Origin of the sequence: Tolypothrix sp. VBCCA 56010, from assembly GCF_050875635.1 — a bacterium.
Taxonomy (GTDB): Bacteria; Cyanobacteriota; Cyanobacteriia; order Cyanobacteriales; family Nostocaceae; genus Hassallia.
Map to the genome: position 1 here is coordinate 25,889 of NZ_JBPAOH010000060.1, position 14,848 is coordinate 40,736.

Consider the following 14,848-nt stretch of genomic DNA (forward strand, 5'->3'; position numbering starts at 1 on the left):
CTTTAGCCAAAAAAGTTCAGCAACTTAATTTGAATGTTAGTCTCTGGACCTGCGACTAGAAACGCAGAATCGGCAAACTTTGGCGCACCTGTGAGAATTTTCGGGTTTTGAGAAAAGCCAAACTCTTCTGTGGGAATACCCAATGGATTGCGATTGAGAGTACCGTCACCGTTGGCATCATGAAAAGCGGCGATCGCATAATTTCCGGCTTTTAAGTTGTCAAATTTAACTGTCAGCAGTGTGTTTTCTACTTTGACACAACGTGCAGCCACAGCGCGATCGCTACTGCTGGGAAATCCTCGTCCACCCGAAAACAAACTCAAGCAAACTTGCCCGCGCTGGCTTTTCAACCCGTTAATCGTCACAGTCAGGCTACTGTTTGACACTGCTTTTGCTTGTTGTAAAACTGTCAAGTTTATGACAGCGGTTACAAGTAAAAGGGTTTTCAAAGTACGTTGCATCTTTATTGACTCCTATAGTAAAACATTACAAGTTTACGCAGTAATTTGGCTAAAACCAGCTAATCTGCCGATTTTAGTTGCAAAGATTACCCACACAACTGGTATAATAACGCTGCGCTCTTTGAAATAGTTTATACGTAGACGACAAAGGCGATCGCTATAGTTCCAAAATTTCCCTCGAATTAATATACGTAGACGTGGAAATTAATTATGCGTTATCAGAAAACTATTGTAGAGACGTAGCACTGCTACGTCTCTACATTATTTTTCACTTCTTGTGTCTAATCAAGATATGCCGAGCTCAACAAAATCAAATTAAGCGCATATTTTGACTGATAGGGTCAAAACCTCTAACAAATCGGGTACTTTCATCATAGAAAGCACCAGTAAAATTAGCTCCATACAGCTTGACATTATTTAGTTTGGCTCCCCGCAGATTAGCTTGACTTAAATTCGCTCCGCTGAGGTTAGCTCCAGTCAAGTTAGCTCTCGATAAGTTAGCTCCCTCAAAGTTGGCTCCCCATAATTTGGCTTTGGCTAAGTTAGCTCCACTTAAGTTTGCAGCCCATAAATTGATTCCGGGCAAATAAGCTTTAATCAGCTTAACTCTACTTAAATCTGCTATCGAAAAATCTCTTTCCCCTGCGACATAACGCCGCTTCAGTTCATCTGCATCCATATTACAAATTATTATCAACAGTTATTTGTAGCAATCCAAAGTTAAATCATGTCAAACTGAACAAATAAGTAATTTGCTTGCTGTTTTTAGGGTTAACGCTATGTCACAAAAACTGAATGCATTTGTTTTCATAATGTTAAAACCAGCCGCTGCTAATGATATAGAGTTAAGTAATTTCATTAAAAATAAACTATCAAAATATGGCGATATTAAACATATAAGATATTCTATTATTGTAGATAAAGAAAAAATATCAAAACATTACAAATCTTCTCAATATTCACTTTGGTATCCATTTATCATCAACTACTTGTCCCAAAAAGCAGTGCAAATATTTATACTAGAATATTATACAGATAAATATGAGATTGCGAATAATAGCAACTACAGTTCTTTTGGAGAATTTCTGAAAACACAAGTAATTGGTTCAGCTAACCTTTGCAAAACAAAAAAACATCATTTGAGAAGACTGGCGCTGAAAAAAGCTACTTTTTTAGTAGATAACTTAATTCATTCTTCAGATAACACTGAAGAAGCATTGAAAGAAATACGTCTTTGGTATGAAAACGAACCTGCGGTAATTACAGAATTTGAAACCAAAGCATTACGATTATTTAGGGGTAATAGGTAATGGGTAATTGGGCATGGGGCATGGGACATGGGGCAATAGGCATTGGGCATTGGGTAAAATTCCTCTCCCCCAGCTCCCCCAGCTCCCCCTTGTCCCCTTGTCCCCTTGTCCCCTTGTCCCCCTGTCCCCTTGTCCCACATTCCCTAGCCATTTTTCTAGGATGCATTCTCCCCATTTTTCCGATGTAACCTGCCTTAGCAAAACGGCAAGATATGAACATCAGGAACGTTTAAAGGAGAAATTTTATGTCTTCATTACTGGCTCTGTCCAACAATTTAGCCGATATTGTAGAGCAGGTTGGGAGTGCTGTTGTTGCTGTGAATGGTGGCGGACGCATTTCTCCTAGCGGTATTCACTGGCGAGATGGTATCATCGTTACCTCTGACGAGTCGCTGCAACGCTACGAAGAAATTACTGTCACCACTACAAATAATCGTACAGTAGCAGCTAAAGTCTTAGGTCATGACTCCAGCACCGATGTAGCTGTCTTGCAGCTACAAAACAAAGAAATCCCAGTTGCGAAAATTGGCGACGCTACCACGCTCAAAGTTGGTCATTTAGTACTTGGGTTAGCAAGAAGCAGCGAGGGTGACTTAAAAGCGGCTATGGGTGCAGTGAGTGTTGTTAGTGGTGCTTGGCGAAGCATGAGCGGTGGTAATATTGACTCGTTCATCCGTCCAGACATCACTTTTTATGCTGGCTTTGCAGGTGGACCCCTCGTAGATGCTGCTGGTTTGGTGGTAGGAATGAATACTTCCGGGCGGCGCGGTACTGCTTTGACTATCCCCGCTTCTACAGTAAATCGTGTAGTTGACCAATTAATTGCCAAAGGACGCATTCCACGGGGCTATTTGGGTTTGGGGATGCAACCTGTACGTTTGCCCGCAAACTTGAAAAGCGCCTTAAATTTAACTTCTGCTGGTGGGGTGATTGTCGTCAATGTTGAGACAAACGGACCTGCTGACAAAGCGGGTGTGTTGCTTGGGGATGTGTTGGTAGCCTTCGATGGTAATTCTGTCAGCGATACCGGTGATGTGCTGGCATTGCTGAATAATAGCGATCGCGTTGGTAAAACTGTAAGAGTGCAAATTGTGCGCGGTGGAGTTTTGCTCGAAAAAGCGATCGCGATCGGCGAAAAACCAATTGACTAACAATTCCCCAAAAATCACAATTTCCCCAATATGACTATCACAGCAATAACTGATGAATTAGCACTCCTAGCTGCTAAACTACGTAATATTACCGTCGAAGTGCGTAGCGGTTCTTTAGGAAGCGGTTCCGGTGTAATCTGGCAAAAAGACGGCTTAATCATCACTAACGCCCATGTCGCCACCAGCAACAAAACAACTGTCGAATTGTCAGATGGACGCACATTTGATGCAGTACGGACACACTTCGATCCACAGCAAGATTTAGCAGCTTTAAAAATTGCCGCCACTGACTTAAATGCCGCAACCATCGGCGATGCAGATGCGCTACGAGTAGGTGAATTAGTCTTAGCAGTGGGTAATCCATTTGGTGACAGTGGTGCAGTCACAACCGGCATTATCCATACAAGCGATCAGCGTTTGGTTATGGCAGATATTCAACTGTATCCTGGTAATTCCGGCGGTCCGCTTGCCGATTGTCTCGGTCGCGTTGTCGGAATTAATACCATGATTGCCAATAATTTGGCTGTGGCAATATCAAGCTCAACTGTAAAGCGTTTTCTGAATGGAAATCGGCGAAAGCTGGGGGTGACTTTACAACCTGTACTGCTAAAACGCACTTTGGGCTTATTAATTTTGTCAGTGCATTCTCAAAGTGTTGCTGAAGCTGCTGGTTTGCAAGTTGGTGATGTGCTGATTGGGGTGTCGGGGCGATCGCTCTCTCAACCGAATGATTTAAGCAACTATCTCAATCAAAGCGATAGCAAATCACTACCATTACAAGTTCTGCGTGGTGGGCAACAATACATTTATTATGCTGTGTTCCAAGATGGGAAAACTGCTGTGGAGGTGACATGATTCGGGTGATGGTAGTTGCAGCTTCCCCCGTAGTGCGGGCAGGTTTGTCGGCAGTGCTGACAAGCAATCCTCAACTGACGGTAGTAGGTAGTGTATCTGACTTAGATGCACTTTTGGGGGAAGTGCAATTACAACCACAGGTGGTGCTGTTAGATTTGAGCGGTAATTTTCAACAATCAGTATGGGAAAAATTGCTTTCGATGCAAGAAAAGCAATACTCATCACCAATTATGATTATTGCTGACGAACTTGACAGCATCAACTTAGAAGTAGCGCTGCGTTCTGGTGTACGGGGCATTTTACCAGATAGTAGCACCGAGTCAGAGATTATCGCGGCTGTCGAGGCGATCGCTTTTGGTCTAATTGTCTTACACCCCGATGCGGTTGAGTTACTTTCTTCCAAAGAGTCGATGCGAGAAAAAGTAACGCTTACACCCATGCAAACATTGACACCAAGAGAGATAGAGGTTTTAGAAATGCTTGGTTCTGGGTTAGGGAATAAAGCGATCGCCAAGCGTTTGCATATCTCCGATCACACCGTTAAGTTTCATGTCTCATCCATATTTGGCAAGCTAGGGGTTTCGTCTCGCACTGAGGCTGTAACTGTTGGTGTCCGACTGGGTTTGATTATGCTTTAGTCTCTGGCAGATTTGCCCTTCCTGCCGGGAGTTGCACGCAAACAAATTCCCCTAGCTTCACCACTTCTTAAAAACGACGAAGGACAGACACACAATTTCTTTATCAATAATTCGTTTCTTCACAAATATTAGTTGGTTTACCCTGTTTATCTTTATGTATTTCCAAGTAAAACTACTGTTTTTTCTTTTTTAACTGGTTAAATCATTTACATATTATCTCCATTCAAGGATAAATCTAAATTCAGTGAATGCATCCTGTTAGTTTGTAGCTAGTAAATCACATAATTGGCTCAAGACACGGAAAACAACAGGAGCCAAACATCATGTCTCTCAAAAAATTTGCTTCAATTGCTGCTTTATCTTTAACTGCGATCGCTTCCATCTCTTATGCCGGCTCGGCTCACGCTCTCGGATTTAGCTACAGTGCTGGTGCTTACCGTGATAGTGCAGTTACAAATGAAGGTGCTTTTGCTAAGGAAGTAAACGACAAAGATTATACAACATATGATTTCAACGATGGTAAAGTACCTGGCAGCAATAATGTAAAATACTCTTTTTCTAACGGTAGTTACTCTACTAAAGGCGAGTCTGGGCAAACTGGTATTTACTCAGATAAGTGGGCACCTTCTGGCGCCAAGGCAGAAGTAAACGAATCAAATTATTTAGCAGTTTTCCAGGGTAACAGCGTCATCATCGAAAACGCCAAAAATCAGGTTTTCAACTACTTTGCTTTTGATGCAGGCGCTTTGAGCGTAGGTAATACTTTACAATTCTTCAAAGGGACAAACCTCGTTAAAGAATTGACTTATAATATGATGAACGCGCTCGCACCGGTTTCAGCCTCGCAGCATGGTGGTCAAATGAATGGTGTCTTCGAGTTTTTCTCCGAAGGTATGAATGATAACTTTGATAAAATTGTGATTTCTCAGACCGATAACGGTGGCTTTGAATCTGACAACCACACATTCCGTACTGGTTCAGGCAAATACTCTGCTAAAGTACCTGAGCCTGGTGTAGCTTTAGGATTGCTAGCTGTTGGCGGTGTCTTCCTCCGCAAGCGCAAAAATCAGAAGTCTCTCAACTTGGGATAAACTCGGTTAATTACAACTTTGTAGAGGTGCGTTTGTCCCCTCAACCGTATTTTTACATACAAACAATAATCAAATAATAACATCAAAGGCAGACATATGAGTCTGCCTATTTTTATTTGTTGATTACTAATACAACGTGAATTCGACGGATCATATGTCCATAATGTTCGCCTAATTAGCACAAATCAAACATACCTCTCCCTGGTTTTACTACGTAAAACCGTCCCTCTCCGAATCGGAGAGGGACAGACTTGAACTTTAGTTCAAGGCAGGGAGAGGTTCGTCGAACTCACGTTAATACAATATGCCATCAGCGGGAAATCATCGAACTGTTATTTACGGCTCGTGTCATTGTAAATGGGCGATCGCCTTATTCACCCTCGTTACATTTTTTAGAGACACCTTATACAGAGAAAACATTCTCTCTACTTCATCGCTTCTTAAAAATGGCACTCGACAAGTACACAACTTCTTTATTAATATCTGTTTCTTCACAAATATTAGTTCCTTTACCTTGCTTATCTTCACGTTTGTGGAAGTAAAATCACTGGTTTTTATCTGGACATTGGTTAAATAAGTTACAAATTGTTTATGTTCAAGTAAAAATATTATTTCAGTAAATACATCCTGTTGTTTTGTAACTAATAAGTCAGATAATTGGCTCAAGACACGGAAAACGACACGAGCTTACAATCATGTTTATCAGGAAATTTGCTTCAATTGCTGCTTTATCTTTATCTGCGATCGCTTCCTTCTCCTACGCTGATGCTGCTCACGCTATGACCTTTACCATGAGCACAGGTACTACAGGTCCTAAGGGAGAAACCAATCAAGGTGCGTATACCAAAGACAAAAACGCAATCACGATTGACTTCAACAATACAGTAGACGCAAAAGGCAAAACAGTCCAAGGTAAAGCACCAACCACTGGATTTGCTCAGTACTCATTTAGTAATGGAAATACAATTGGTCAGAAGCAAGTTGGAAGCAACTCTTGGGCACCAGTTGGTCCAGATGGTGAGAAAAACACTTCCAAGTATCTGCAAGTTATGGCTGGTAACTCTGTCACAATTACCCTAGAGAGTTTGGCAAAATCTTTCGGTTTAGACTGGGGTGCTGCTCACCCTGGTAATACTCTCTCTTTCTTCAATGGAAATACCTTAATCAAAACCTTTGAAACTGCGGACATAGGTAAGTTTGCTCTCTACTCCAAATTCCATCCGGGACCCAAGGCAGGTGATAGTTCTATGCAGTCAGCACCCGGAAGCAAAACGTACTATCAAGGCAATGGCTACGTTGAGTTCTTTGCAGAGAACTCAAATGAATACTTCAACAAAATCGTGATTTCCCAACAAGCAAAATACGGTGGTGGATTTGAAAGCGATAACCACTCCTTCCGCACAGTACCTGAGCCTAGCCTTGCTTTAGGTATGCTGGCTATAGGTGGTGGTATGTTCCTCCGCAAACGCAAAAACCAAAAGTCTCTCAATTTGGGCTAAGTTCCTCCTTTGTCACCACTTTGTTGGGGTGTCTTCACCCCCTTCCCTACCCAGATTATTTAGTTTGTATTTGCCCAGAAAGATAATAATCAAATGGAAACAAAAAAGGCAGACTTATATGGTCTGCCTTTTTTTATGTGTTGATTATGACTTCACTGCTAAAGCTTGCCGATAGCAAGCAAACTCCATTGAGAAAGTCGCCATACCAGAGGTAAGCGATCGCAAGTCTGTTGAATACCCAAACATCTTGGCTAATGGTACTTCAGCCCGAATCACCGTGTATGAGAGCATTGTTTCGGAACCCAAAAGCAAACCCCGACGGGAGGATAAATCCCCCTGAACTCTTCCAAAAAACTCATTCGGAGTTTCCACTTCTACAAGCATAATTGGTTCTAAAATGCAAGGATTTGCTTTGATAAAAGCTTGTTCCAAAGCTTGATGCGCTGCTGACCGAAAAGCAATTTCACTCGAATCGATTGGGTGATACGAACCTCCTTCAAGAACGACTTTTACCCCAGTAACCGGATAGCCTTCTAGCTGTCCCGATCGCATCGCCTCTTGGAAACCTTTCTCACAAGCGCCGATGTACTCTTTAGGAATTGCACCGCCAACTACACGATTCTCAAATACAAACGGTTCGCTTGTCGGTTCAATCCACCCAGTAACGTGGGCAAATTGACCAGAACCACCTGTCTGTTTTTTGAGTCGGTAGTCGAAGGTAGCTTTTTGCAAGATGGTTTCTCGATATGCTACCGCCGGTTTACCAACGTAAACTTCGGTATTATATTCGCGCTGGATGCGCTCAATGTAGATTTCTAGATGGAGTTCACCCATCCCAGAAATCAGAGTAGCGCTAGATTCGGGGTCGTGAGTAACGCGGAAAGTGGGGTCTTCTTTTTGAAAGCGGTTGAGTGCTTTGGATAGGCGATCGCCCGATTCCTGTTTTTTAGCCATAATCGATAGCGTAATCACTGGTTCCGGCACGAACATTCTTTCTAAAGATAGTAGTTTCCCTGAGCATAAGGTATCTCCAGATGCACAATCTACACTCAACAGAGCAATAATATCTCCTGCGACAGCGACTTGCATTTCTTCTCGCTTGTTGGCGTGCATTCTTACCAGCCGATTGATTTGCACTCGTTTCCCGGTACGCGAGTTGTATACAGTGTCACCCGGTTTCAGCGTTCCAGAGTAGATGCGGATGTAGGTCAATTGCCCAAAGGATTCTACAGTCAGTTTGAATGCCAAAGCGACTAAAGAATCGTCAGGGTTAGGATAGATACTCACCGATTCTGCGGTTTTGACTAATTCCCTATCTATAGGTGATGGTAGATAAAGAGCGATCGCATCTAACAAGTTTTGCACACCCTTATTTTTGAATGCCGAACCCAGCAATACTGGAGTGAGTTCCAAGCTTAAAGTTGCTTTGCGGATGGTTTGCCAAATCAGTTCTTGGGAAACTTCCTCACCCTCCAACAGCTGTTCGGTCATTGCTTCTGAAAACAGCGATAAAGCGTCAAGCAGCTTTTCCCGTGCTTGTTGTGCTTCATATACAAGCGCATCGGGAATTAACTTTTTCACTGAATCTTCCCCATTCTCACCTTGATAATAGTGAGCCGTCATTTCCACGAGGTCAATCACCCCTTGAAAGTTCTCTTCACTACCAATCGGATACTGTAGTAAGACAGCATTCAATTGCAACTTGTCTCGCATAGCTTGTACTACACGAAATGGGTCAGCACCAAGGCGATCCATCTTGTTGATGAACGCTAAACGCGGCACGCGATATCGCTTCATTTGCCGATCTACGGTGATGGATTGGGACTGCACACCCGCCACCGCACACAGCACCATTACGGAACCATCCAGCACCCGCAGAGAGCGTTCTACTTCAATTGTGAAGTCTACGTGTCCTGGTGTGTCGATTAAATTGATTTGGGTATCATGCCATTGGCAAGTCGTCGCCGCTGAGGTGATGGTGATACCATGTTCTTTTTCTAAGTCCATGAAGTCCATCGTTGCGCCCTTTCCGCCTCCCCGCACTTCCTCAATAGCGTGGATTCTGCCCGTGTAGAAGAGAATTCGCTCTGATAACGTAGTTTTACCAGAGTCAATGTGAGCAGATATACCAATATTTCGGACACGCGATCGGGGAATCATATAGACTTCCTTTTGATGAGTGATATGACAATCAGTCACCGCATGAGGGGTAACTATCTTTATTGTACTACACAATGTATTATAAGGAATTGTAGTGGGTACTAAAGTGCCCAAATTAAGCGATAAATCGCTTACTACGAGCTATATAATTTACCTATGACAAGTAACCGTTTATATCACATTGGCTTTGGGCAAGATGATTTGGGTTCGCAACCTCCCAATATGGCTTTATTATCTGGCGATCCGGAACGCGCTCGTTTAATTGCTGAAAGTTATTTGCAGGATGTGCGTTTGTTGTCGGAGAATCGCGGACTTAATAGTTATGTGGGATATTTGCCAAATAATCGCCCGATTTTATCTGCTACTAGTGGTATGGGTGCGCCTTCTTTGAGTATTGTGGTGAATGAGTTGGTGCAAGTAGGAATTCGGCAAATTATTCGCGTTGGCACTTGCGGCTCAATTCAACCTTATATAACTGTCGGTAGTGTTGTAATTAGCAGTGCGGCATTATGTCGGCAAGGTGCAGCAAGTGATATTGCACCTGTGGAGTATCCCGCAGCAGCCGATCCGTTTCTCACGGTAGCGTTGGTTAATGCGGCACGCAAATTGAAGATTTCGCATTACATGGGGATTACGGCATCGGTGGATACTTTCTATGAAGGACAGGAACGCACTGATTCGGCGAATCCTCATTTAATGCGATCGCTTGATGGCATCACTGAAGAATATCGGCGTTTAAATGTCTTGAATTATGAAATGGAATGCGGTACGCTTTTCAAAATGGCGGGAGTATATCAATTTGCAGCTGCTGCTGTTTGTGGTGTAGTTGCCCAGCGTACCAAGAGTGAAAATGTGATTTTGTCAGAGAAAGATACTGCCGTACTGAATGCGATCGCTGTGGCAGTAAATGCGGCAGAAACTTTTGTTTAGGAAATCAGGAAAATAGAGAATTATTGAATTGGTGTTCTGGCAATCAGTTGGTTGGCTATCTGCTGCGCTTGGTTAATCGGAATCGCAAATCCCAATCCTTGAGCGCCTTGAATTATAGCAGTATTGATGCCGATGACTTGCCCTTGTTGGTTTAATAGTGGTCCGCCAGAATTACCTGGGTTAATCGCAGCATCGGTCTGAATAAAGTTAACTCGCCTACCTGCTGCGGAAATTATACCACCAGAGCGACCTGTGCCGCTAATAATGCCGACTGTAACGGTGTTGTCTAAACCTAAGGGATTACCGATCGCGATCGCCCATTCTCCTGGTTTTATCCGATCGGAATTACCGATGCTGATAGCGGGTAAATTGTTAGCTTGGATTTTAACTACTGCGACGTCGGTTTGTCTATCTTGCCCCAAGACTCGACCGGTAAAGTTACGACCATCTTTTAAAGTAACTCTTACTGTGTCGGCTCCACCAAGAACGTGAGCGTTTGTCAGAATTAAACCGTTGGATCTAATGATAAAGCCGGAACCTGTTCCGCGTATTTGCCTTCCATAATTTGAATATCGACTTGCGATCGTTCGCGTTGAGTCAATCCGCACTACTGCTGAACCAGTTTTTTCGACAGCAGCGGCTATAAAGTTAGTATCTGTGTTGCTGGTTGATGGCAACTGAGCGTAGACGCGGAGCGGTGAGGGGGTCGCAGTCTTGGCGGTTCCCGTCGATTGCGAACCCCCGAACCCGAAGGGCTTGTCGTCAGACATCGGCTGTTGAGATGGTACGGCATTTGTGGGTACAATTTGTGCTGCGAAGACTGCGGCTACTGCACCAAGAGAAATTAGAGACAAATTGCTGAGAGATTTTTTTAATGAGAAGTTAGCAGACATTGCATTCCTAGTTTGAAGATGAATTTAAACACAAACATTGAAGACCTGCGTCCGTTTTCCTCACCCACAAATTAACCAGTTTTGAGCAATCGCTTGAGGATATCTAATCCTACTTGAGTGGTTTGATCGAGCAGTTTTGGATCTATTGTTTTATCGTTCGGTGTGTGGTAATTTCGCTCTGAACCTCGATAGAAAAATAAGACGGGTACATTTTTATCGGCAAAGGATGCATGATCGCTGCCTCTGGTGGAGCCAAATGTTTTAATCTGGGGAAGAGAGGCTTGAGCTAATGAGGTTAATGATGATGTACCGCCAATACTAAGTTGGTTATTAACGCCTACCATGTCGAAGTTCATCATGCCTTTTAAGCCTGAGAGAAATTGTGGTTGAGCTGCGTTGACAAAAGCCCGCGAACCGTGTAAACCGTCTTCTTCACCATCGAAGGCAACGAACCAAATTTGACGCGCTTGAGGTGTGTTAGATAAATTACGAGCGATCGCCAATACAACTGCTGTCCCGGATGCGTTATCATTTGCTCCTGGTGAACCTGCTACTGAGTCGTAATGTCCGCCCAGTATCGCTTTCGGCTGAGTCACGCCTGGAAGATGAGCGATGACGTTGCGCCCAGTAACAATTTGTCGTTGTGCATTGACATTTAGATTAACTTGTGTATTTGGTATTCGGGCAATTAAGGGATTACCTTTTTCCGCTGAAAGCCCTAATACAGGAAGTTTTGCTTCACCACCGAGGGAACCACCATATAAATCTCCCGGTTGATTGTTGACAATTATCAAACCAACTGCTCCGGCAGCGGCGGCATTTTCAGCTTTTTGGGAAAAGCGAATTTCACCGCGTTTGACGATCGCGATCGCACCTTTAACATTGACTGCGGCAAAATCGGCGCTTCGTCCAACATTGGGAACTGCAACCAACGGTGCATTTAACTTGCCAGGAATTGAACCATTCAGCGCTTGCCCTTCAATTGTGACATTATCGACAGTTAGATTTGAACCTAAATCTGCAAACTTTTGATAAGTAAAAGTCTGAACTTCGGTGATGTAACCCGCTTTGCGGTATTGATCGATTAGGTAGCTGCTAGCTTTTTCCATAACTGGTGTGCCAGCAACTCGCGGTCCCAAATTGACCAAATTTTGCACATCTGCATAAGTGGAATTAGATTCAGCTTCAGTTGATGGAAGTTGAACAACTCCCTCAACGCGATTTGGTTGCATACAGGCTGTAGGCAGAGAAACCAAGACAGCCACCAACCCAGCCTGTAACCAAGAATTTGCTTGGTTTTTATTCAATTGAGCAGTCACCTTTTATACTTCAATTGTTATCAAAGCGCTTTCTAAATTTTTTTTGCCGCTTTTTGTTCTGACGGCTGCTATATTCTATATTCTTTTTGTCAGCCTCGGCAGCGAGGAAAGTTGCTATAGTAGCCGCAGTTACCGCAGCATGTACAAACCCATTCTTCACCATTGCTGTTAGGGAGTTGCTAAGTTTTCACCCAATCAACCTAAGCGAGTCTATGTTGAGTAACTCATAAACTTCTCAGGTGTTGTTATTTCTTAGTGTGATGGGTAACTATGACAGAATAATGTCAAGGAATTGGGCAATTGTTTAATGGGCAATGGGTAATGGGTAATGGGCAATGGGCAATTGTTTAATGGGCAATTGTTTAATGGGCAATGGGCATTGGGCATTGGGCATTGAGAATCGGATAAATTCTTCCTTGTCTCCTTGTCTCCTTGTCTCCTTGTCTCCTTGTCTTTTTGTCCCATGCCCCATGCCCCATGCCCTATGCCCAATGCCCCATGCCCCATGCCCTATGCCCAATGCCCCATGCCCCATGCCCCATGCCCCATGCCCAATGCCCAATTCCCCATTACCCATTTGGTAATTCTATTTGAAATGTAGAACCTTGCCCAAACAGACTTTTTGCAGTGATTTGCCCTTTGTGCGCTTGTATAATTTGTTGAGCGATCGCTAATCCTAATCCAAAGCCACCAGTTTGCCGCGCTCGTGTGGTATCTACACGGTAAAATCTTTCAAAGATATGCGGTAAATCTTCCTCCGGGATGCCGATTCCGCTGTCTTCTACCTGAATGATAGCTCGATGCGATTGTGTAAATAGGCGTATTTGAATGCTACCAGATAAAGTATACTTAAAAGCGTTGGTGAGTAGATTGACGATCGCCTGTTTCAACAAGTCTGCATCAGCTTTCACGTTCACGGGTAATTCTGGTAGTTTAGCAGAGAAAGTCAGGTTTTGTGCAATTGCTTGTTGTTGGTAGTTATCTAAGAGCGATCGCACTAATTCAACCAAATCAATATTTTTTAACTTTGCAGTGTCTAACGATCCGTTATGACGAGAGAGAAACAGCAAATTACCAATTAGCACACTCATTGATTTAGCAATTTCCACAATATTTTCTAAGCGAAAACGCTGCTCCGCTTCATCAAATGGTGGCATTAATGCTACTTGGGCATTACTTAAAACCGCTGCCACAGGAGCGCGTAATTCATGGGAAGCATCAGCCGTAAAGCGTTGCAATTGCTCGTAAGCTCGACGGGTCGGTTGCATGGCAAGTCCTCCCAGAAACCAGCCTGTAATGCCAATTACACTTAAAGTTACTGGTACTCCCAGTGTCAAAAAGAACCGCCATCGATTCAAACTCTTTTGCACGGCAGATACAGAAGTGGCAGTTTGCAAATAGCCAATTATCGCTTTATCTTGTATAACTGGCAACGTTAATTGCCGAAGCGATTCTTTTTTTGCAGTTGATTGGATAGTTTGATAACCAGGAGCAACAGTTAATATTTTGTCGGCATTAGCATCAGTAAATTCTACTAATTCTTTGTTGGCATTGTACCACCGGATATATACAAGTTCGCTGTTGAGCGGCGATAGTTGATTGCTTAAAACAGAAATATACTTTTGTTTAACTTGTGCATTCTGTGCGATCGCTTTACTTTTGGCAAACAGTGCATCATCAAAAGCCTGAAGTTGCTCTTTCGCTGCAAGATAATAACCTACTCCAGCAAAAACAATGAGGATACTCCCCATTGAGAATGCGAACAAATTAGCCAGGTTACGACGACTGCGATTAAACATTGTTTTCCGGAACGTTCAAGCGGTATCCCATACCGTAAACTGTTTCTAACCAATCTTTTGCCCCAACTGTTTGCAAACGTTGTCGCAGTCTGCGTACTAATGTTGTTACAGCGTTGCTTTCAGGTTCTGTTCCCCATCCCCAGAGTGATTGTTCAATTTGAGTGTGAGATAAAACTTGACGGGGGTGACGCATCATGTATTCCATAAGTTGAAATTCTCGACCAGAAAGTTGAGCTGTTACTTGATGGCGTTCTATAGTTAGGTTGGTTAAATGAAGATGTAGATCTGCCAAACTAAGTGTATCGCCAATCCATTGTGGCGATCGCCTGCCTAATGCTCGCACTCTTGCTAAAAGTTCAATAATATCAATTGGTTTGACTAAATAATCGTCTGCACCAGCATCCAAACCGATAACTTTATCTGAGGTAGTATCTTTAGCGGTCAGCATCAACACTGGGGCAGTTTTTCCCATTCGTCGATATTCTTGACAAAGCTTAATCCCGCTTACTTGAGGCAGCATCCAATCTAAAATTAACAAGTCATAATCTTTTTGAGATATCAACCACTGAGCGGTTTCTCCATCTTCAATTGCATCAACAATGTGTCCTGCTTTAATCAGCGCAGCACGCAATGGTTCTAATTGAGCCGGATCGTCTTCTACCAGTAAAATTAACATATTAAATACATGTATTATATTTTTCCTCCCCCCTCCCCCCCTCCCCACTCCCCACTCCCCACTCCC

General features: G+C 43.3%; 17 protein-coding genes. 8 read left to right on the top strand and 9 right to left on the bottom strand.

Annotation, left to right across the window (positions count from 1 at the left end; genetic code table 11):
- Positions 1–2: 2 nt before the first annotated feature.
- Positions 3–461, bottom strand: a complete 459-nt coding sequence (locus AABK37_RS20415) for a DUF2141 domain-containing protein (protein ID WP_432553361.1) — start codon at positions 459–461, stop codon at positions 3–5.
- A gap of 310 nt (positions 462–771) precedes the next feature.
- Positions 772–1,140, bottom strand: coding sequence for a pentapeptide repeat-containing protein (locus AABK37_RS20420; RefSeq protein WP_432553362.1), 369 nt, complete (start codon positions 1,138–1,140; stop codon positions 772–774).
- 100 nt (positions 1,141–1,240) lie between these two features.
- On the opposite strand from AABK37_RS20420, the gene AABK37_RS20425 reads away from it, so the two are divergent.
- Positions 1,241–1,771, top strand: a complete 531-nt coding sequence (locus tag AABK37_RS20425) for a nucleoside-diphosphate kinase (protein WP_432553363.1) — start codon at positions 1,241–1,243, stop codon at positions 1,769–1,771.
- Here AABK37_RS20425 and AABK37_RS20430 read toward each other — a convergent pair.
- The gene (locus tag AABK37_RS20430) at positions 1,755–1,946 is read right to left on the bottom strand and encodes a hypothetical protein (protein ID WP_432553364.1); all 192 of its coding nucleotides are present in this window, start codon (positions 1,944–1,946) and stop codon (positions 1,755–1,757) included. The genes AABK37_RS20425 and AABK37_RS20430 overlap by 17 nt on opposite strands.
- 70 nt (positions 1,947–2,016) lie before the next feature.
- Here AABK37_RS20430 and AABK37_RS20435 point away from each other — a divergent pair, with 70 nt between their 5' ends.
- The 6 genes from AABK37_RS20435 (at position 2,017) to AABK37_RS20460 (ending at position 7,005) form a co-directional block, all read left to right on the top strand.
- Positions 2,017–2,922, top strand: a complete 906-nt coding sequence (locus AABK37_RS20435) for a S1C family serine protease (RefSeq protein ID WP_432553365.1) — start codon at positions 2,017–2,019, stop codon at positions 2,920–2,922.
- Positions 2,923–2,952: 30 nt separating this feature from the next.
- Positions 2,953–3,777, top strand: a complete 825-nt coding sequence (locus AABK37_RS20440) for a S1C family serine protease (protein WP_432553366.1) — start codon at positions 2,953–2,955, stop codon at positions 3,775–3,777.
- A complete protein-coding gene (locus tag AABK37_RS20445; protein WP_432553367.1) occupies positions 3,774–4,415 on the top strand; it encodes a response regulator transcription factor in 642 nt (213 codons plus the stop codon). Before AABK37_RS20440 ends, AABK37_RS20445 begins: the two co-directional genes overlap by 4 nt.
- A gap of 323 nt (positions 4,416–4,738) precedes the next feature.
- Complete coding sequence (locus AABK37_RS20450; protein ID WP_432553368.1) at positions 4,739–5,506, top strand: Npun_F0296 family exosortase-dependent surface protein; 768 nt, start codon at positions 4,739–4,741, stop codon at positions 5,504–5,506.
- A gap of 251 nt (positions 5,507–5,757) precedes the next feature.
- Complete coding sequence (locus AABK37_RS20455) at positions 5,758–6,048, top strand: hypothetical protein (protein ID WP_432553369.1); 291 nt, start codon at positions 5,758–5,760, stop codon at positions 6,046–6,048.
- 153 nt (positions 6,049–6,201) lie between these two features.
- A complete protein-coding gene (locus AABK37_RS20460; RefSeq protein WP_432553370.1) occupies positions 6,202–7,005 on the top strand; it encodes a PEP-CTERM sorting domain-containing protein in 804 nt (267 codons plus the stop codon).
- 144 nt (positions 7,006–7,149) lie between these two features.
- Here AABK37_RS20460 and fusA read toward each other — a convergent pair whose 3' ends face one another.
- A complete protein-coding gene (fusA, locus tag AABK37_RS20465) occupies positions 7,150–9,165 on the bottom strand; it encodes an elongation factor G (RefSeq protein ID WP_432553371.1) in 2,016 nt (671 codons plus the stop codon).
- Between the two features lie 156 nt (positions 9,166–9,321).
- Here fusA and AABK37_RS20470 point away from each other — a divergent pair, with 156 nt between their 5' ends.
- On the top strand, positions 9,322–10,095 hold the full coding sequence (locus AABK37_RS20470; protein ID WP_432553372.1) for a nucleoside phosphorylase: 774 nt from the start codon (positions 9,322–9,324) through the stop codon (positions 10,093–10,095).
- 20 nt (positions 10,096–10,115) lie between these two features.
- Here the strand turns inward: AABK37_RS20470 and AABK37_RS20475 are convergent, their stop codons facing one another.
- The 5 genes from AABK37_RS20475 to rppA form a co-directional block, all read right to left on the bottom strand.
- Complete coding sequence (locus AABK37_RS20475) at positions 10,116–10,988, bottom strand: trypsin-like peptidase domain-containing protein (RefSeq protein WP_432553373.1); 873 nt, start codon at positions 10,986–10,988, stop codon at positions 10,116–10,118.
- 71 nt (positions 10,989–11,059) lie between these two features.
- A complete protein-coding gene (locus AABK37_RS20480) occupies positions 11,060–12,307 on the bottom strand; it encodes a M28 family peptidase (RefSeq protein ID WP_432553374.1) in 1,248 nt (415 codons plus the stop codon).
- Between the two features lie 304 nt (positions 12,308–12,611).
- Positions 12,612–12,779, bottom strand: a complete 168-nt coding sequence (locus AABK37_RS20485; RefSeq protein ID WP_432553375.1) for a histidine kinase — start codon at positions 12,777–12,779, stop codon at positions 12,612–12,614.
- Positions 12,780–12,876: 97 nt separating this feature from the next.
- On the bottom strand, positions 12,877–14,106 hold the full coding sequence (locus AABK37_RS20490) for a sensor histidine kinase (RefSeq protein WP_432553376.1): 1,230 nt from the start codon (positions 14,104–14,106) through the stop codon (positions 12,877–12,879).
- Positions 14,099–14,782: a two-component system response regulator RppA gene (gene rppA / locus AABK37_RS20495; protein ID WP_432553378.1), complete on the bottom strand. Its 684-nt coding sequence runs from the start codon at positions 14,780–14,782 to the stop codon at positions 14,099–14,101. The genes AABK37_RS20490 and rppA overlap by 8 nt, the downstream gene beginning before the upstream one ends.
- Positions 14,783–14,848: the final 66 nt, after the last annotated feature.

Bases quoted from the DNA above. Each gene is read 5' to 3' on its own strand.
- AABK37_RS20415 (WP_432553361.1), bottom strand. From the start codon at position 461: ATGCAACGTACTTTGAAAACCCTTTTACTTGTAACCGCTGTCATAAAC.
- AABK37_RS20420 (WP_432553362.1), bottom strand. From the start codon at position 1,140: ATGGATGCAGATGAACTGAAGCGGCGTTATGTCGCAGGGGAAAGAGAT.
- AABK37_RS20425 (WP_432553363.1), top strand. From the start codon at position 1,241: ATGTCACAAAAACTGAATGCATTTGTTTTCATAATGTTAAAACCAGCC.
- AABK37_RS20430 (WP_432553364.1), bottom strand. From the start codon at position 1,946: ATGGGGAGAATGCATCCTAGAAAAATGGCTAGGGAATGTGGGACAAGG.
- AABK37_RS20435 (WP_432553365.1), top strand. From the start codon at position 2,017: ATGTCTTCATTACTGGCTCTGTCCAACAATTTAGCCGATATTGTAGAG.
- AABK37_RS20440 (WP_432553366.1), top strand. From the start codon at position 2,953: ATGACTATCACAGCAATAACTGATGAATTAGCACTCCTAGCTGCTAAA.
- AABK37_RS20445 (WP_432553367.1), top strand. From the start codon at position 3,774: ATGATTCGGGTGATGGTAGTTGCAGCTTCCCCCGTAGTGCGGGCAGGT.
- AABK37_RS20450 (WP_432553368.1), top strand. From the start codon at position 4,739: ATGTCTCTCAAAAAATTTGCTTCAATTGCTGCTTTATCTTTAACTGCG.
- AABK37_RS20460 (WP_432553370.1), top strand. From the start codon at position 6,202: ATGTTTATCAGGAAATTTGCTTCAATTGCTGCTTTATCTTTATCTGCG.
- fusA (WP_432553371.1), bottom strand. From the start codon at position 9,165: ATGATTCCCCGATCGCGTGTCCGAAATATTGGTATATCTGCTCACATT.
- AABK37_RS20470 (WP_432553372.1), top strand. From the start codon at position 9,322: ATGACAAGTAACCGTTTATATCACATTGGCTTTGGGCAAGATGATTTG.
- AABK37_RS20475 (WP_432553373.1), bottom strand. From the start codon at position 10,988: ATGTCTGCTAACTTCTCATTAAAAAAATCTCTCAGCAATTTGTCTCTA.
- AABK37_RS20485 (WP_432553375.1), bottom strand. From the start codon at position 12,779: ATGGGGCATGGGACAAAAAGACAAGGAGACAAGGAGACAAGGAGACAA.
- AABK37_RS20490 (WP_432553376.1), bottom strand. From the start codon at position 14,106: ATGTTTAATCGCAGTCGTCGTAACCTGGCTAATTTGTTCGCATTCTCA.
- rppA (WP_432553378.1), bottom strand. From the start codon at position 14,782: ATGTTAATTTTACTGGTAGAAGACGATCCGGCTCAATTAGAACCATTG.